This is a genomic window from Plantibacter sp. MMLR14_011 (genome assembly GCF_001865025.1).
GTDB lineage: Bacteria > Actinomycetota > Actinomycetes > Actinomycetales > Microbacteriaceae > Plantibacter > Plantibacter flavus_A.
Genome location: NZ_MJGW01000017.1, coordinates 518,604 through 535,222 on the forward strand (window position 1 = coordinate 518,604; position 16,619 = coordinate 535,222).

The 16,619-nt window shown below is 69.8% G+C and carries 15 protein-coding genes; 9 read left to right on the top strand and 6 right to left on the bottom strand.

From position 1 onward, the window contains the following. Positions 1 to 27: 27 nt before the first annotated feature. The 4 genes from BIU99_RS10845 to BIU99_RS10860 all read left to right on the top strand — a co-directional run bounded on the left by BIU99_RS10845 (position 28) and on the right by BIU99_RS10860 (position 3,980). Positions 28 to 879: an aldo/keto reductase gene (locus BIU99_RS10845; RefSeq protein ID WP_064296526.1), complete on the top strand. Its 852-nt coding sequence runs from the start codon at positions 28 to 30 to the stop codon at positions 877 to 879. Between the two features lie 22 nt (positions 880 to 901). Then, positions 902 to 1,750 (top strand): alpha/beta fold hydrolase, encoded by an 849-nt coding sequence (locus BIU99_RS10850; RefSeq protein WP_064296527.1) that lies wholly within the window; start codon positions 902 to 904, stop codon positions 1,748 to 1,750. Positions 1,751 to 1,878: 128 nt separating this feature from the next. Continuing rightward, positions 1,879 to 2,793: a DUF4349 domain-containing protein gene (locus BIU99_RS10855; protein ID WP_083397297.1), complete on the top strand. Its 915-nt coding sequence runs from the start codon at positions 1,879 to 1,881 to the stop codon at positions 2,791 to 2,793. Beyond that, positions 2,790 to 3,980 (top strand): acyl-CoA dehydrogenase family protein, encoded by a 1,191-nt coding sequence (locus BIU99_RS10860; RefSeq protein WP_071261152.1) that lies wholly within the window; start codon positions 2,790 to 2,792, stop codon positions 3,978 to 3,980. The genes BIU99_RS10855 and BIU99_RS10860 overlap by 4 nt, the downstream gene beginning before the upstream one ends. A gap of 27 nt (positions 3,981 to 4,007) precedes the next feature. Here the strand turns inward: BIU99_RS10860 and BIU99_RS10865 are convergent, their stop codons facing one another. Continuing rightward, the gene (locus tag BIU99_RS10865) at positions 4,008 to 4,286 is read right to left on the bottom strand and encodes a metal-sensitive transcriptional regulator (protein ID WP_064296530.1); all 279 of its coding nucleotides are present in this window, start codon (positions 4,284 to 4,286) and stop codon (positions 4,008 to 4,010) included. A gap of 83 nt (positions 4,287 to 4,369) precedes the next feature. Between BIU99_RS10865 and BIU99_RS10870 the strand changes: the two genes are divergently transcribed. Continuing rightward, complete coding sequence (locus BIU99_RS10870; protein ID WP_064296531.1) at positions 4,370 to 5,647, top strand: DUF445 domain-containing protein; 1,278 nt, start codon at positions 4,370 to 4,372, stop codon at positions 5,645 to 5,647. 12 nt (positions 5,648 to 5,659) lie between these two features. On the opposite strand, the gene BIU99_RS10875 is transcribed toward BIU99_RS10870, so the two are convergent. Beyond that, positions 5,660 to 6,727 (bottom strand): hypothetical protein, encoded by a 1,068-nt coding sequence (locus tag BIU99_RS10875; protein ID WP_071261154.1) that lies wholly within the window; start codon positions 6,725 to 6,727, stop codon positions 5,660 to 5,662. A gap of 129 nt (positions 6,728 to 6,856) precedes the next feature. Between BIU99_RS10875 and BIU99_RS10880 the strand changes: the two genes are divergently transcribed. The 3 genes from BIU99_RS10880 (at position 6,857) to BIU99_RS10890 (ending at position 9,518) form a co-directional block, all read left to right on the top strand. Then, positions 6,857 to 8,203: an MFS transporter gene (locus BIU99_RS10880; RefSeq protein ID WP_254773610.1), complete on the top strand. Its 1,347-nt coding sequence runs from the start codon at positions 6,857 to 6,859 to the stop codon at positions 8,201 to 8,203. A 72-nt stretch (positions 8,204 to 8,275) separates the two neighbouring features. After that, positions 8,276 to 9,241, top strand: a complete 966-nt coding sequence (locus tag BIU99_RS10885) for an aldose 1-epimerase family protein (protein WP_369808466.1) — start codon at positions 8,276 to 8,278, stop codon at positions 9,239 to 9,241. Between the two features lie 25 nt (positions 9,242 to 9,266). Beyond that, the gene (locus BIU99_RS10890; RefSeq protein WP_064296533.1) at positions 9,267 to 9,518 is read left to right on the top strand and encodes a hypothetical protein; all 252 of its coding nucleotides are present in this window, start codon (positions 9,267 to 9,269) and stop codon (positions 9,516 to 9,518) included. A gap of 62 nt (positions 9,519 to 9,580) precedes the next feature. On the opposite strand, the gene BIU99_RS10895 is transcribed toward BIU99_RS10890, so the two are convergent. Continuing rightward, positions 9,581 to 11,041 (bottom strand): serine hydrolase, encoded by a 1,461-nt coding sequence (locus BIU99_RS10895; RefSeq protein ID WP_071261156.1) that lies wholly within the window; start codon positions 11,039 to 11,041, stop codon positions 9,581 to 9,583. A gap of 229 nt (positions 11,042 to 11,270) precedes the next feature. On the opposite strand from BIU99_RS10895, the gene BIU99_RS10900 reads away from it, so the two are divergent. Next, entirely contained in the window at positions 11,271 to 12,734 is a 1,464-nt protein-coding gene (locus tag BIU99_RS10900) for an MFS transporter (protein ID WP_071261158.1), read from the top strand. Positions 12,735 to 12,747: 13 nt separating this feature from the next. Here the strand turns inward: BIU99_RS10900 and BIU99_RS10905 are convergent, their stop codons facing one another. From BIU99_RS10905 to BIU99_RS10915, 3 genes are all read right to left on the bottom strand, one after another. After that, the gene (locus BIU99_RS10905) at positions 12,748 to 13,410 is read right to left on the bottom strand and encodes a MurR/RpiR family transcriptional regulator (protein ID WP_217634985.1); all 663 of its coding nucleotides are present in this window, start codon (positions 13,408 to 13,410) and stop codon (positions 12,748 to 12,750) included. Between the two features lie 185 nt (positions 13,411 to 13,595). Beyond that, positions 13,596 to 14,771, bottom strand: a complete 1,176-nt coding sequence (locus BIU99_RS10910) for a mechanosensitive ion channel family protein (RefSeq protein ID WP_071261262.1) — start codon at positions 14,769 to 14,771, stop codon at positions 13,596 to 13,598. 451 nt (positions 14,772 to 15,222) lie between these two features. Further along, positions 15,223 to 16,494, bottom strand: a complete 1,272-nt coding sequence (locus BIU99_RS10915; RefSeq protein WP_071261162.1) for an HNH endonuclease signature motif containing protein — start codon at positions 16,492 to 16,494, stop codon at positions 15,223 to 15,225. Positions 16,495 to 16,619: the final 125 nt, after the last annotated feature.

Below are 16,619 nucleotides of genomic sequence, written 5' to 3' on the forward strand. Positions count from 1 at the left end.
GGTGGCCCTGTCGAGGATACTGGTGCCATGGCAGACAGCACCGCGACCGTCCTCCTCAACGACGGGCACACGATCCCCCAGCTCGGCTTCGGCGTCTACAAGGTCCCGGACCTCGCCAGCACCGAGATCGTGCGGATGGCGCTCGAGGTCGGGTACCGCCACATCGACACCGCCTCGCTGTACGGCAACGAGCGAGGCACCGGCGTCGCGATCCGCGAGTCGGGCATCGCCCGCGACGAGCTCTTCGTCACGACGAAGGTCTGGAACACCGATCAGGGGTACGAGGAGACGCTGCGCGCGTTCGACACGAGCCTCGACCTCCTCGGCCTCGACCACGTCGACCTGTACCTCATCCACTGGCCGGCCCCGGGGCAGGACCGGTACCGCGAGACCTGGCGCGCGCTCGAGCGGTTGCGGGCCGAAGGACGTACGCGTTCCATCGGCGTCTCCAACTTCCACCGCAGCCATCTCGAACGACTCCTGGAGTCGGCGGAGGTCACCCCGGCCGTCAACCAGGTCGAACTCCACCCCTTCCTCCCCCAGCGGGAGTTGCGCGCTGTCAACGCGGCACACGGCATCGCGACGGAGGCCTGGTCGCCGCTCGCCCGCGGCCGCTTCTTCACGCCCGCCGCCGACGGATACGACGCCACCTCCGACCTCGGGGCCATCGCACGGAAGCACGGGCGCACGGTCGCACAGGTGGTGCTGCGCTGGCACCTGCAGCTCGGCAACATCGTCATCCCCAAGTCGGCCACACCGGCGCGGATCGCGGAGAACTTCGCGGTGTTCGACTTCACCCTCGATGCCGACGACCTGGCCGCCATCTCGGCGCTCGAGAACGGCGAGCGCACCGGCACCGACCCGGACCGGCTCGACTGACGCGAGACCGTAGGCTGAACCCATGACCGAGCCCGTCGTCGACACCGCGTCCAGCCTCGCCGCCCGCACGATCACGCCCGTGGAGCTCCCGCGTCACCGCTGGGGTCGTCACGACGCGCCGGCTCGGGCGCTCGTGGTCCACGGACTCGGCAGCAACGGTCCGAGCACCTGGCGCATCTGCGCCGCCCTGGCCGATCGCGGTTGGCTCGTCGAGGCGGTCGACCTCCGCGGCCACGGCGTCGCCCCTCGTGCGCTGGACTACCGGGTCGAGGCCTACGCCGCCGATCTGCTGGCCACCAGGCCGACCCCCGTGCCCGGCGTCGGGCACGCCGCGTGGGACCTCGTCGTCGGACACTCGCTCGGAGGCGCCGCCACCGCGGTCGCCGCCGCAGCGGATCCCCGGTGGGCGGCGGCGGTCGTGCTGCTCGACCCCGCCATCGCGCTCGACGACCACGACGCCGAGATCATCCGCGCCAGCCAGGAGGCCGCCTTCGCCGACAACACGATCGCTTCCGTCCGCGCGAAGAACCCGGAGTGGCACCCACTGGACGTGGAGATCAAGGTCCAGGCGGTGTCCGAGGCGAGCCGGTGGGCGATCGAGCAGACGAGCGAGCAGAACCACCCGTGGGACGTCCGTCCTGCGGCGGCCGCTCTGCGCAACCCGACCTTCGTGATCGCCTCCGACCCGGAGGTGTACAGCCTCTTCCGCGGCGCGCTCGCCGCCGAGGTCCTCGCGAACCGCCAGGTCAGCCTGACGATCGTCCAGGGTGCCGGTCACAACGTGCACCGGGACCGCCCGGCGGAGACCACGAAGGCCATCGGTGATTGGGCCGAGCTGCAACTCGAGCAGCGGGCGCGACGCGAGACCTGATCGCGACCTGTTTCCCACGGTCCCTGCACCGCGGCTCCCTGGGGTGACCCGCGTCGTGAGACCTGATCGTGACCCGCTTCCCAGGGTCCCTGCACCTCCGCGGTGCGACGGCTCCCTAGGGTGATGCCATGAAGCGCTCAGCAGTGATCCGCACCACCACCGTGTTGGTCTCGGTCGTCCTCGTCGTGCTCGTCCTCTCGGGCTGCTCGGCCGGGTCGAGCACCGAGGCCGGCAGCGACTCGCGAGCTGCGATGCCCGCGCCCGGCCAGGTCGCCGGCGACGCGCAGCTCGGCGTCGACGGCGCCGCCTCCCCCGACCTCACGCAACAGCAGGTGGTCACGACCGGTTCACTCACCGTCACCGCTGACGACCCGATCAGCACCGCGACGGACGCCACCCGGATCGTCACCGAGGCGGGCGGGCGCGTCGACAGCCGCGACGAGACTCCGGGCACCTCCGACCAGGCCGCGCAGGCGACCCTGACGGTCCGCCTCCCCGCCGACGACTTCGACGACGTGCTCGCACAGCTGCAGGCACTCGGCACGGTGAACAGCCTCTCCGTGTCCGCGGTGGACGTCACGGCACAGGCCGCCGACCTCGACGCGCGGGTCACCGCCCTCCAGGCCTCCGTCGACCGACTGCTCGGACTCATGGCGGCTTCGACCACGACGGCCGACCTCCTCGCCGCCGAGACCAGCCTGTCCCAGCGGCAGGCGGAACTGGACGGGCTCGTCGCCCAGCGCGACGCGCTCGCCGACCAGGTCGACTTCTCCTCCGTGTTCGTGAGCTTCGTGGCCCCAGGCTCGGTCGCGCCGGGCGTGCCCACCGACTTCTGGGGCGGCGTGGTCGCCGGGTGGAACGCGCTCGTCGCCGCCGCCTCGGGGCTCGTCGTCGTGGTCGGCGTCCTGGTGCCGTGGCTGCTCCCCCTCGCGGTCGTCGCCGCGGTCGTGGTCCTCCTCGTCAGGTCGGGCCGCCGGCGCGCCGCTCGCCGCTCGCCGACACCTGCCACCTCGGCCGGGCCCGATGCGACAATGGACCGGTGACCGCTCAAGCGCAGCACCACCCGTCCGATCGATCGTTCGACCCCGCCTCGATCCTCAGTGACGGGCTCGTCGAGCGCATCCGCGAACGTGCCGCCGTGGCGGACCGTGAGAACGCCTTCTTCGACGAGGACCTCGCCGAGCTGCGAGCGTGCGGCTATCTCCGGGTGTTCGTCCCCGAGGAGTTCGGCGGCCTCGGCCTCGGTCTGAGCGAGGTCACGCTGCTCCAATCCCGGCTCGCCACCGCCGCCCCGGCGACCGCCCTCGCGATCAACATGCACCTCGTGTGGACGGGTGTCGCTCGACTGCTCCACACTCGAGGAGACGACTCGCTCCGCTTCGTCCTCGAGGGAGCGGCCGGGGACGAGCTCTACGCGTTCGGCGTGAGCGAGGCGGGCAACGACCTCGTGCTCTTCGGATCCGACACCGAAGCCCGTCCGGGCCCCGACGGTTCCTATCGGTTCCACGGCCGGAAGATCTTCACCTCGTTGTCACCCGCGTGGACGTGGCTGGGGACGACCGGGCTCGACACGACCTCGGCCGACGGTCCGAAGGTCGTCTACGGCTTCATCGAGCGCTCGCGCGGCGGGTTCGAGATCCTCGACGACTGGGACACCGTCGGGATGCGCGCCAGCCAGAGTAGGACGACCCTGCTCCAGGGGGCCGAGTCGACGGCGGAACACATCGTCCGACGCCTCGACCCGGGGCCCAACCCGGATCCCATCGTCTTCGGGATCTTCGCCTGCTTCGAGACCCTCATCGCCGCCGTGTACACGGGCATCGGCGAACGCGCCCTTCGGCTCGCGGTCGAGACCGCCCACCGGAAGACGTCGAAGAAGGCCGGTGGCGCGAGGTACGCGGCGGACCCCGACATCCGCCGTCGGATCGCGGCGGCCGCCATCGCGTACGACGGCATGCTGCCGCAGCTCGCCGGCATCGCCCGGGACCTCGATGACGGCGTCGACCACGGCGCGCTCTGGTTACCGAAGCTCGTCGGGCTCAAGGTCCGCGCGACGGAGACCGCCCGCGAGGTCGTGGATCAGGCGATCCGGGTCGCCGGCGGCGGCAGCTACTTCGCCGCGAGCGAATTGGGCCGGCTGTACCGCGACGTCCTCGCCGGGATGTTCCATCCCTCCGACGACGAGTCCGCCCACACCACCGTCGCGAACGCCTGGCTCGGGCCCGTGTGACGGCTCGGGCCGACCTGAAGGCGCGGCTCAGCCGCGGTTGTTGCTGAGCTCGAAGATCCGCAGGAGCTCGCCGACCGCGGCGTCCTTGCTGTCCCCGCCCTCCTCGAACATCTGCGTGACGTGCGTCAGCAGGTGGTTCTCGACGAGCAGTTTGTTGAGCGATCCCAGCGACTTCTGGATGGCGAGCGACTGCGTGATGATGTCCATGCAGTAGTCCTCGTTCTCGATCATCTTCTCGAGGCCACGCATCTGGCCCTCGAGGATCTTCGTCCGGTGCAGGGCCCGCTTCTTGATGTCTTCGATCACCGGCTCAGGGTACCACCAGGGGGTACGGCGCCCTCCTGCTCCGTCGGACCGGAGGACACGGTCGACGAGCCTAGGATGGGCGGATGACGAGCTCCCCCACACTCGAACTCACCGCCGCCGATGCGGACCGTGCGCGAGCCCTGCGATCGATGAAACGCCTCGCCACCGGATTGCTCCTCGTCATGGCGGTCATCTTCGCCGTCGCGTTCGCGCTCGAGGGGCGCTACCCGTGGTTGGCGTACGTCAGGGCCGCCTCCGAGGGCGGCATGGTCGGGGCGCTCGCGGACTGGTTCGCCGTCACCGCCCTCTTCCGGCACCCGCTCGGCATCCCGATCCCCCACACGGCGATCATCCCGAAGCGCAAGGACGAGATCGGCGTCAGCCTCGGCGAGTTCGTGGAGACCAACTTCCTCTCCGAAGAGGTCGTGCGGCAGAAGCTCGCGTCCGTCTCCGTCTCCGAGAAGCTCGGCGGCTGGTTGTCCGAGCCCGCGAACGCCGAGCGGGTCACCGCCGAGGGGTCCATCGCGGTGCGGGGTCTCCTGGAGACGCTGTCCGACGACGACGTCCGCGAGGTCATCGAGGCACTGGCGTCCAAACACCTCATCGACCCGCAGTGGGCCCCGAACATCGGCCGTTGGGTCGAGCACATCGTCGGCGTGGGCGCGCACCACGACGCGGTCGACCTCCTCCTCGACCGCACAGGTGAGTGGCTGAGCACGAACCCGAAGGCGTTCGAGCGCCTGGTCTCGAGCCGTCTGCCGACCTGGGTGCCGTCCTTCGTCGACCGGCTCGTGGACGACAAGCTCTACCGTGAGGCCGTGTCCTTCGTCCAGGCCGTCCGCGCGGACCCCGACCACCAGCTCCGTCATGCCCTCGACGGGTATCTCGGCGAGCTCGCGGAGCAGCTGCAGCACGACGACGCGACTATCACCCGCTTCGAGAACGCCAAACACGAGGTCATCGACAGTCCTCGCGTCCGGGAGGTCGCCGGTAAGACGTGGACGGCCGCGAAGAGCGCGTTCCTCGAGGCACTCGACGCCCCCGACAGCGACCTCCGCGTGCGGATCTCCGGCACCATCGCGGACTTCGGCCGGCGGCTGTCGACGGATCGAGCGTTCTCCACCCGCGTCGACACCCGCGTCGCGGACGCACTGTCCTACGTCGTCACCCGCTACCGGCACGACATCGCGAGCATCATCACCGAGACCGTTGAGCGCTGGGACGCCCGGGAGACGACCCAGAAGATCGAGCTGCTCGTCGGACGCGACCTGCAGTTCATCCGCTTGAACGGCACCATCGTCGGCGCGCTCGCCGGCCTCGCGATCTTCACGGTCGCGCAGGCGGTCCTCCGCGCGTTCTGACGACGGGACCGGTCAGCGCTTCGGGAGCAGCTCCACGGAGATGAGGTTCACGACGTCGCTTGCGAGCAGGTCGAGCGACCCCTGGTCTTTGCACGTGAAGGTGAAGACGACGAGGATCCCCATCTTCGTGAGCGACCGGACGCCCCAGTACGTGCGCTCCCCCGAGGGCTGCGTCCACGACAGGACCCGGAACTCGATGAGGCCCCCACCGCTGTTGTAGTTCAGTTGCTCCGTCGTGCCGTCCGCTTTGACGTAGTCGGCCCCGACGTACTTCGCCATGTAGGCGTCGCTCGACTTCTCGTCGTCTCCGACCGCGATCTCGTCAGGCGTCAGCGCGATGTTGCCGAGTCCGACGTCGCAGGAGGTCGCCGCGTTCCGGTAGATCTCGACGCCGTTCCGGTCCGGACCGATCGCCGCCCAGGACGAATCCAGGTCGTTCGTCAGGTAAGCCGTCCATTCGGCGGGGACGTCCTGCCCGGCCGCGAAGTCGAGGTCGGGCGGGATGGAGACATAGGTCTTCGTCGGCTCCGGCGTCGAGTCCGTCTCCGTGGGCGTCGGAGAAGCGGTCTTCGTCGGGGTGGCCGAGCGGGTGGGGCTCGGATCCGCGACAGGTGCGCCACCCTGCGAGAGGACGAGGGCGACGACGGTGATGATCGCCGCCAACACGAGCGGGACACCGACGGCGAGGGCGATGATGAGCCCCGTCCGCTTGCGCTTCGGGGCGCCCGGAGGCGGCGGCTGCTGGCCGAACCCGGGCGGCCCCTGCGGTGGCTGCTGCTGGTACGGGTTCTGCTGCGGTGGCTGCTGCTGTCCGCCGTACGGGTTCTGCTGCTGGCCATAGGGGTTCTGCTGGTACGGGTTCTGCTGCCCGCCATACGGGTTCTGCGGGTACGGGTTCTGCTGCTGACCGTACGGGTTCTGCTGCTGCGGTCCCTGCCGGTACGGCGGCTGCTGTGGTTGCCCGCCATACGGCTGCTGCTGCTGCTGCTGACCATACGGCTGCTGCGGCTGCTGACCTGTCGGCCACTGCGGCGGGCGTCCGTCAGGCTGCTGGGGGTCGGGAGGCGGTGCATCGGTCACGGGAGTGGCCTTTCGACGGAACGGCGGGCGGAGCGGGTGAACTGCCCGGCCGCACGCCTGCAGTTCGTGCCGTCAGCCTATCTGCGACGGACCGACGCCGGTGGGCACATCCTGCACCAGAATGGTGACGTGTCCACCGCCCCCACCACACCCCGCACCCGCAGCGAGCGCCTCGACGCGCTCCCGTTCACCAAGGCCCACGGGCGACTGCTCGTCGGTTCCGGCGTCGGCTGGGCCCTCGACGCCATGGACGTCGGACTCGTGTCCTTCGTGCTCGCCCAGCTCGCCGTCCAGTGGCAGCTCGGGAACACGGAGCTCTCCTGGATCGCCTCAGCCGGGTTCCTCGGCATGGCCATCGGTGCGACGCTCGGCGGTCTGCTCGCCGACCGGGTCGGTCGACGCCACGTCTTCGCGATCACACTCCTCGTGTTCGGCATCGCGACGGGCGCGTCGGCCCTGGCCTGGGGACTCGGCGTGCTCATCGTGCTGCGGTTCATCGTCGGCCTCGGACTCGGCGCCGAGCTGCCCGTCGCCTCGACCCTCATGAGCGAGTTCGCCCCGCCACGGATCCGCGGGCGGATCATCGTGTTCCTGGAGGCGTTCTGGGCCGTCGGGTGGATCGCCGCCGCCCTCATCGGCTACCTGGTCGTGCCGACGAGCGACGACGGGTGGCGCTGGGCGCTCGCCATCGGTGCATTGCCCGCGGTCTACGCGGCCATCGTGCGGACGCGTCTCCCGGAGTCGGTGCGCTTCCTCGAGTCGCGTGGGCGCCACCGCGAGGCAGAAGCGGTCGTCCGCGAGTTCGAGGCATCGGCCGGCGTCGCCCACCCGGAGACCGCTGATGAGACCACCACCGACACCCCTGTCAGCACCGGCCCCTCCGCCGGCGAGCGCCTCCGTAGACTGTGGGTGGCCACGCACCGCCGCGACACCGGTTCGCTCTGGATCGTGTGGTTCTGCGTCAACTTCTCCTACTACGGCGCGTTCATCTGGATCCCGACGATCCTCGTCGACTCCGGGTTCTCCCTCGTCCGGTCCTTCGGTTTCACCCTGATCATCACCCTCGCCCAGATCCCGGGCTACGCCGTCTCGGCGTGGTTGATCGAGGCCTGGGGCCGGAAGCAGACCCTCGCGACCTTCCTGGCGGGCTCCGCGGTGTCGGCGGTCCTGTTCGGCACGGCGACGACCGAACCGATGATCATCGTGTTCGGCATGTGTCTGTCCTTCTGCAACCTCGGCGCCTGGGGCGCCCTGTACGCGACGACCCCGGAGCTGTATCCGACGGCGCTCCGTGCGACCGGGGCCGGGTGGGCCGCCGGTATCGGCCGCATCGCCTCGATCATCGCCCCGCTGTCGGTTCCGGTGCTCCTCCTCGCAGGACAGGCCCTGCTCTTCTCCGTGTTCGCCGCCTTCTTCGTCGTCGCCGCGGTCGCCGCACTGTTCCTCTCGGACATGCGCGGCCGCTCGCTCGACTGAGCCGCGTCCCACCGCCCGACCCGCACCGCCAGTCGGCGGGGTCGGTCGGCGTCGATGCGACAGAATGGGGCCGTGATCGAATCCACCAGCGCCGTCTCCCCGTCCGCCTCCGTCGACCGACGTCCGATCTCGGGACGACGGGTCGATCTCGAGCACGGTGCGTACACCGCGTCGATCGCCTCGGTCGGTGCCTCATTGCGGTTCCTGCGGCACGACGGCCGAGACCTCGTGGTCCCGTTCGACGCCGAGGATGTCCGTCCTGCGTTCCGCGGCGCCATGCTCGCCCCGTGGCCCAACCGCGTCGTCGACGGCCGGTACACCTTCGCCGGCGTCGACCACCAGCTCGCACTCACGGAACCCGCTCGCGGTCACGCCCTCCACGGGCTCGCCGCCTGGTCGGAGTGGGACCTCGTGTCGTCGAGCGCGGCGTCAGCGGCGTTCCGCGTGGTCATCGAGGCGCAGGAGGGCTATCCGTTCCGCGTCCAGGTCACCGCGACCTACACGCTCGACGACGACGGACTCCGCACCGACGTCGAGGCGCTGAACCTCGGCGACGTCGACGCACCCTACGGCACCGGACCGCACCCGTACCTCGTCGCGGGCGAGGGCCGTGTCGACGACTGGACGCTCGAACTGCCCGCCGCCGAGGTGCTCACCGTCACGCCGGACCGGCTCATCCCGGTCTCGCTGGAGCCGGTCGACACGGAGGCGACGGAGCACTTCGACTTCCGGTCACCCCGGACCATCGGCGACACCTTCATCGATCACGCGTACACGACGCTCGATCGCGACGTCGACGGCCGGGTCACGGTGCGCGTGACGACGCCATCCGGCAGCGGCGTCGCCGTGCACTGGGGTGACGGTCTGCCCTGGGTCCAGGTGCACACGGCCGATCAGCCCGTCGCGGAGCTCAACCGACTGGGGCTCGCCATCGAACCGATGACCTGCCCACCCGACGCCTTCTCGACCGGGACCGACCTCGTCGTCCTGGCTCCCAATACACCACACCGGGTGTCCTGGACCATCGCAGCACTCTGACAGTCGTCGGGGCTAGGCTGGCGACATGTCACAGACTCTTGCGAAACTCACCGGCGGCCCGCTCGACAGCGAGATCATCCCGCTCGAAGACGGTCAGGACGGCGAGCTCGTCCTGCCCTACGGCGAAGGCCAGCTCATCTACCGTCCCGTCGGCGAAGCGACGAACACCGGCGACCACGACGGCCCGACGACGGCCGACTACGAGTACGTCGAATCGACGGAGGACATCTCCCCGACGAACCGCAACGGCAACGGTGACGACGACTCGATCGGCTGAACCGAACCACCCTGTTCCACCTGAACGCCGGTAGCTGAGCCTCAGCTGCCGGCGTTCGGCGTTCACACCCCCTGGTCGTCGACCGTCACCGTGAAAGTCTGGACCCGGAGCGGGAGCACGGGTGTCATCCGGACCTCCAGGCGGAGGCGGCCCTCCGTCCCCTCGACGAACCAGACCAGGTGGTCCGGCGAATCGCAGATCGGCGTCGCACGTCCCGAAGCCACCTCGGCGATGCCACCGACGGCGGTGACAGCGGCGTCGACCGCCTCGCGTCGCTCGTCCAGCGGTCGGTCGAGGGCGACGTTCTCGGCGAACAGCGACGCGGCGACGCGGTCGTCCCAATGCGACAGCAGCCCGGTCGCGGTCATGGACGCCACGAGGGTCTCCGGCCAGGGGCGGATCGCCGGTTCCAGCAGCTCGCCGGAGGCCTGGGCTCCCGCGATCGCCAGCCGCAAGGCCTGTTCGGCGGGCTTCGCCACGGCCGCGTAGCCGGCGTTCTCGAAGGCGACGACGCCGAACCCCGATGTCGGGTGCCACCGCATGTGGGCACTGTAGCCGGGGTAGCCGCCCGAGTGCGAGACGAGCGTCCCGAGGTCGGCGTCCTCCTCGACGAAGAGGCCGAAACCGTAGCCGAGCGCCAGTCTCGGCGGCACGCCGTCGAGGGTGGGCCGCGACGGAGCCAGCCGGTGCAGCTGCTGCATCTCGCGGCGGCTGGCGCTCGACAGCGGTCCGGTCTCGTCCCCGGTCCACGCGCCGTCGAGCCAGCGCCCCCATCCGATCAGGGTGGAGGCCGAGGCGAAGAGCCCGCCGATCGAGGAGAAGACCCCGGGCCCGGAGAACGGGACCTCGACGAATCGGCCGTCTTCATCGACGTCCCGTTCGCGGCGGACACGATGACCGGTGGCCGTGACCGCCCCGTCGCCCTCGGGTCGCTCGAACACGGCGCCGAGCCCGAGCGGCTCCAGCAGGAGCGAGGTCACCGCATCGATGTAGGAGCCACCGGTCACACGCTCGATGACCTGCCCGAGCAACGCGTAGCCGAGGTTCGAGTAGGAGAAGGCCGTCCCGGGTGTCGTGACGCATCGGACGCCGCGCACGAGCAGCCGCCGGAACTCGTCCACGGTGATCGACTCCTGGCGGTCACCCCACGGATCGTCCGTTCCGAGCCCACCCGACATCGTCAGGAGCATCCGTACGGTCGGACGGACGGCGACTCCGTCAGGGAGCACCGGCGAGAACTCCGGCACGAACCCGTCCACTGGCGCGTCCAGGTCGAGGCGGCCGGCGTCGCGGAGGATGAGGAGCACGGCGGCGGTGAAGCTCTTCGTGCAGGAGGCGATGCGGAACAGCGTGTCGGCGTCGGGCACCGGACCGCCCACGGCGACCCCGCCGAACCCCTGCTCGAACCGGACCCGCTCGCGGTCGAACACGGCGACGTACGACCCCGGGGCGACGCCGGAGGTGATCCGGTCCTGGAAGACCCGCGTGATGTCCGTCTCGGTGCTGTCCTCGACCAGGTGCATGCCGCCTCCTCCTCGACGGCCCTCGGCAGCCGTCCGCGATCTCGTCGCGCTTCGAGCGTACGACCATTCCGCGCCACGGGGCGCCATCGCACGGGGTGCCGGGCGTAGGGTGCTCCTCCGCCAGGACGAAGTCAAGGGGCACCGATCGGCGACGTCCGATGCCCGCCGCGGGAGTAGCGTCATCTCCCGGATCGACCGTCGACGGGACGGCCGTGGAAGGAGCCATTCCATGTCGAACACGTCGACCTCCGGGCAACCGGCCCCGGTGCGGAGCCTCGTCCCCGCCAGGATGGACCGACTGCCGTGGACCCGGTTCCACTGGATGATCGTCGTCGGTCTCGGCTTCTCGTGGGTGCTCGACGGCCTCGAGATCCAGATCGTCGCCTCCGCCGGATTCCAGAAGTCGTTGGGGCTGTCGGCGGCGGAGGTCGGCCTCCTCGGGACGATCTACCTGCTCGGCCAGGTGACGGGAGCGCTCGTCTTCGGCCGCATGGCGGACCGCCTCGGCCGCAAGAAGCTCTTCATCCTGACCCTCGCGATCTACCTCGTCGCGAGTGGCATCGCCGGCCTGTCCCCCACGTTCTGGTTCCTCGCCATCTTCCGGTTCTTCGCCGGCATGGGCATCGGCGGCGAGTACGCGGCGATCAACTCGGCCATCGACGAGCTCATCCCGTCCAAGTACCGCGGACACGTCGACATCGCCATCAACGGCACCTACTGGGGCGGCGCCGCCCTCGGATCGGCCGCGAACCTCTTCCTGCTGAACACCGACTACTTCGCGGAGGACGTCGGCTGGCGCATCGGGTTCTTCATCGGGCCGGTCCTCGGCCTCGCCATCATCTTCCTGCGACGCCACATCCCCGAGAGTCCGCGCTGGCTCATGACGCACGGTCGGGAACAGGAGGCGGAGGCAACGGTCGACGACATCGAGGCGACCGTCCGCAAACAGGGCGGGACGATCGAGCCGGTCGACGAGTCGAAGGCGCTCACGGTGCAGGCCCAGGGCCACATCCCGATCCGGACCATCTTCGGCGTCCTCTTCTCGAAGTACCCGAAGCGCACCTTCGTCGGCCTCGCGATGATGATCACGCAGTCGTTCCTGTACAACGCGATCTTCTTCACCTACGCGCTCGTGCTGCAGAACTTCTACGGCACGAGCCCCTCGTCGACGCAGTACTACTTCTTCCCCTTCGCGATCGGCAACCTGCTCGGCCCACTCCTCCTTGGCAGGCTGTTCGACACCTGGGGTCGTCGCCAGATGATCTTCCTCACCTACGGCGTCTCGGGGGCGGTCCTGGCCGTGTCTGCGGTGCTCTTCAACGCCGGTGCGCTCGACGCGACGACGCAGACGATCTTCTGGTGCGTCTCGTTCTTCTTCGCCTCCGCCGGCGCGTCCAGCGCCTACCTGACCGTGAGCGAGATCTTCCCGCTCGAGCTCCGCAGCCAGGTGATCGGCTATTTCTTCGCGATCGGACAGATCGCGGGTTCGGTCGCGCCCCTGCTGTACGGGATCCTGATCGGCGACGGCACCGACCGCGGGCCGCTCACCGTGGGCTACTTCGTCGGCGCCGGCGTGATGATCCTCGGCGGGTTGATCGCCCTCATCTTCGGGGTCGACGCCGCGCGGAAGTCCCTCGAGGACATCACGGAACCCTTGTCGATCGTGCGCGAGGGAAAGGGTTCGGGCAGCTGAGCCCGGTCCGCGCTCAGTCTTCGTCGGAGACGTAGACCCCGAGCGTCTCGGCGAGGCGCTCCCGCTCCACCGCCCGACGGCCGGCGCCCTTGGCGCTGGCCGTCGTGAGCGTGGCGAGGACGTGCAGGGTGAGCGCGATCCCGATCGAGGAACTCGGGTGCCCGTCCTCGGCACGGCCGAGCACGATCGTCTCGTCGGCGTACGGGGTCAGCGGGGCGTTCGGCGCGTCGGTGATGAGCACGAGACTGCCTCCCGCCTCGGCGAACGGGACGACGGAGTCGATCGTGTACTTCCGGTACCGCTGCAGTGACACGGCGATCATGACGTCGCTCGTCCGCACGTCGCTGAGGACGTCGAGGGGACGCACGATGGTGCCGTCGATGAGTGTGACGTTCGCGAGGCCGTAACTGAGGTCCGCGGCGAGGAGCGACGCGTAGGTGAACGACTTCGACGCCCCGATGAGGAAGCGTCGCCGGGCGGAGACGATGAGGGCCGCTGCGCGTTCGAGGGCGCCGTCCGTCTTCGCCGAGGCGAGGGACTCCTCGAACTGCTTGCGTTCCTGCTCGAGGAGTCGGTGCTTCAGGACGGACGCGGAGCGTCGTTCGAGACGCTGCTCCGGGCGTTCGCCGGGGACGGCGGTGTCCTCATCGGTGAGGAAGAGGGTGTCGTCGTTCACGCGCGGTCTCCTTCGCATGCCGTCGCCGGGGTTCGGGCCGGCGCCGTCCGTTCACGTCGGCAGCAGCGCCGACGGCCCGCCGGCAGGTCACCCGGCGAGGTTCCCTTGATGGTAGCGATGGGAAGCGCATACAGGATCGCCGGAACGACAACGATTCGGTGCACACGCGTCCGGCCGCGCGACGGTCAGCGTTCGGGTTCGTCGTCCAGGTCGGGCAGGGTGATCGACGACGTGAAGAGGCTCGCGCGCTGTTCGGCCTCGGCACTGCCGCTGAAGAGCCCGACCGGCTCGGTCACCGGACCGCCGCGCTTCGGCTCCGGACGAGGCTCCTGCTCGACCATCTGCACCCGGTTGCGCGGGATCGCCGACGGGTTCTGCGCGAGGATCCACTCGACCATCTGCTCGCGTACGAGGCATCGGAGGTCGAAGAGGGTCGGTGCGTCCACCGCGGTGACGAGGATGCGGATGCGCACGTAGCCGCCGACGGCGTCCGTGACCTGCAGCACCTGCGCCCGGCCGTCCCAGAGGTCGGTGCGGTCGAGGATGCGCTCCAGCTCGGTCCGCATGACCGCGGGGCTCACCCACCAGTCGAGGTCGAACTCGACCGACCCGAGCAGCTCGCTCGTGTTCCGCGTCCAGTTCTGGAAGGGCGTGGAGGTGAAATAGGTGGAGGGGAGCACCATGCGGCGGTCGTCCCAGATGCCGACGACGACGTAGGTGAGGGTGATCTCCTCGATCCGGCCCCACTCCCCCTCGACGATGACGACGTCGTCGACGCGGATCGCGTCACTGAAGGCGAGCTGGATCCCGGCGAAGACGTTCCCGAGGACGGATTGCGCGGCGAGGCCGGCGACGATGCTCACGACACCGGCGGAGGCCAGCACGCTCGCTCCGACGCCCTGGACGCCGGGGAACGTCAGGAGGATCGAGGCGACACCCACGATGACGACGACCGCGATCGCCAAGCGGCGGACGAGCGCGAGCTGCGTCTGCATGCGGCGGGCGACCTTGTTGTTCGGGACGTCGATGCGGTACCGCGCCTGACCGAGCCCGATGACGAAGGCGAGCAGTGCGGCGACCAGCCATGTGGCCGCGGCGATGACCGCGATCCGGAAGGTCTGGTCGATGAACCCACGGGCGGTCTCATCGGGAAGCGTCGCCGCAACCGCGGGCCACACGGCGACCAGGATCACGAGGGCCCGGAAGGGGTGACGGGCACTCCCGGCGAGCGCTCCCGGCCACTCGCTCCGTCGCGCCGCCATCCGGAAGGAGACCGACACGATCACGATGACGACGAGCGCTGCGATCAGCGCTATCCCGGCCGCTGCGGCGACACCCCACCAGCTCTGCCAAACGAACATCCATGCCTCCTCGAGTCGGTCGTGCACCATGTGTTCCTCCGCCGACCGATGCCGTACGGCGCAAGCGTCCAGCGTAGGGGCGGGTGCATGCCGGGCTCGACCGCTTGCGCGGCCTGCCACGAACCTCTCAGGCCGTGCAGCCACCCGGGAGTGCCACGCCCGAGCGCCCTTCGACAGGCTCAGGGGCCCGGAACACCCAGGCACGCCTCGCCCGGTCGCTGAGCCGGCGCGACCCGGCTGCCCTTCGACAAGCTCAGGGACCAGAGCCTTCCGGACTCACCCACACACGGTCAGCGAACCTGTCGAAGTGCACCTCTCCCGGTCACTGAGCCCGTCCTCCCCGGTCCCTGAGCCTGTCGAAGTGCCCACGACGACGCCTCACCACTCCGAGCACACCTCGCCCGGTCACTGAGCTTGTCGAAGTGCGGCGCAGCTCAGGGACCGGCGGGGGTCAGAACGGTGCGGGGTCCGGTGCCGTCCGGTGGTGCTTGCCGTCAGGTGTCGTCCACTCGAGGACCCCGCCCGGTCCGTGGTCGAGGTTCCACCCGGGGAGGTGCTTCAGGCGGTGGTGATGTCGACACAGGCACGCGATGTTCCCCACATCTGTCGTGCCTCCGTGTTCCCAGGCGACGGAATGATCGAGATCGCAAGCCCGGGCCCGTCTCCCGCAGCCAGGTGCCCGACAAGTGCCGTCCCGCAACCGCACTGCCCGTTGGAGGTCGGCCGGAACGCGGTATTGATGCCGTCCGACGGACAGAACCGCACCCGTTTCCGGCTGGACCAGGATCCGGGTGAAGCTCGGCGCGTTCACCGCGATGCGTGCGGCGGTCTCGGGGTCGATGGGCCCGTAGCCGTCGAGGGTGGCCGGGGCGTCTGAGACACCGGCCATGCTCAGTGCCGGGACCGTGATCTGCACGGCCGGCGTGATGTGCTCCTGCACCTCGATCGGGTGCGGGAGCACCGGGCTCGACCTGACGTCGTCAGGTGTGACGCCGGTGAGTGCGAGCGCCGCGAGTGCGTCGGCCTGCAATTGTGCGCAGGTGCGGATGTCGCCCGCTTGGCGTGACTCGGCGGCGGCCGCCTCAATCCGCTCGACGATGCCCTGCGCGATCGGGGCCGTGGTGAAGAGATGCACCCAGGCCATACCATCCGATGCGGGTTCGAACTCGACGCGGCGGTCGGCCTCGGAGCGGATCGCTCGGGCGGTGATGGAGTCGGGGTGGAGTCGTTCGCGCAGGACGCGGGCGCGCCTGCGAAGGTCCGCGTTCGTGGACTCCTCTGCGACCGGCAGGACCTCGGCGAGGAACGCCGCCCGCCCTGCGGTCGGCACGTCACTGAGTTGGTCGATGATCGTCTGCGCGTGCCGCGCCGAGATACGACCGGCCTCAAGGGAGGCAAGCACGGCCGGCGCTTCGTTCACCAGGCGCTCGGCGTCGTTCGTCGCACGCTGCACGGTCCGCTCAGGGGTGCGGGTCGCCATCGCGAGGGCCGCGCAGGCGGAGCGGCGCGAGAGCGCCAGGCGCTCGGCCGGAGTGAAGGCCGTCGGGATGACCGAGTCGGCGTAGGCGTCCGCGTAGGCCGCTGAGCGGGCGAGGAGCCGGGCCTCTTCAGCGTCCAGGTTGGCGCGACGCCGCTGGATGTCCGCGTAATGGTCCGAGAACTCCGCGAGCTGCGCGGCGTACTCGTCGCCGACGCGGGTCGCGGTGAGGGGGGTCTCGGTCATGGGACAAGTCCACCATGGACCACTGACATTCCAGATGCCGAGTGAGGGTGACTGTGGAAGTTGTTCGTGTGCCCTTCGACAGGCTCAGGGATCGGAGAACGGGTGCCGGATTCGTGGAGTCCTCC

Coding starts and splice junctions, on each gene's coding strand:
- BIU99_RS10900 (WP_071261158.1), top strand. CDS start 11,271: ATGTCGAACACGTCGACCTCCGGGCAACCGGCCCCGGTGCGGAGCCTC.
- BIU99_RS10845 (WP_064296526.1), top strand. CDS start 28: ATGGCAGACAGCACCGCGACCGTCCTCCTCAACGACGGGCACACGATC.
- BIU99_RS10895 (WP_071261156.1), bottom strand. CDS start 11,041: ATGCACCTGGTCGAGGACAGCACCGAGACGGACATCACGCGGGTCTTC.
- BIU99_RS10910 (WP_071261262.1), bottom strand. CDS start 14,771: ATGTTCGTTTGGCAGAGCTGGTGGGGTGTCGCCGCAGCGGCCGGGATA.
- BIU99_RS10890 (WP_064296533.1), top strand. CDS start 9,267: ATGTCACAGACTCTTGCGAAACTCACCGGCGGCCCGCTCGACAGCGAG.
- BIU99_RS10850 (WP_064296527.1), top strand. CDS start 902: ATGACCGAGCCCGTCGTCGACACCGCGTCCAGCCTCGCCGCCCGCACG.
- BIU99_RS10915 (WP_071261162.1), bottom strand. CDS start 16,494: ATGACCGAGACCCCCCTCACCGCGACCCGCGTCGGCGACGAGTACGCC.
- BIU99_RS10855 (WP_083397297.1), top strand. CDS start 1,879: ATGAAGCGCTCAGCAGTGATCCGCACCACCACCGTGTTGGTCTCGGTC.
- BIU99_RS10870 (WP_064296531.1), top strand. CDS start 4,370: ATGACGAGCTCCCCCACACTCGAACTCACCGCCGCCGATGCGGACCGT.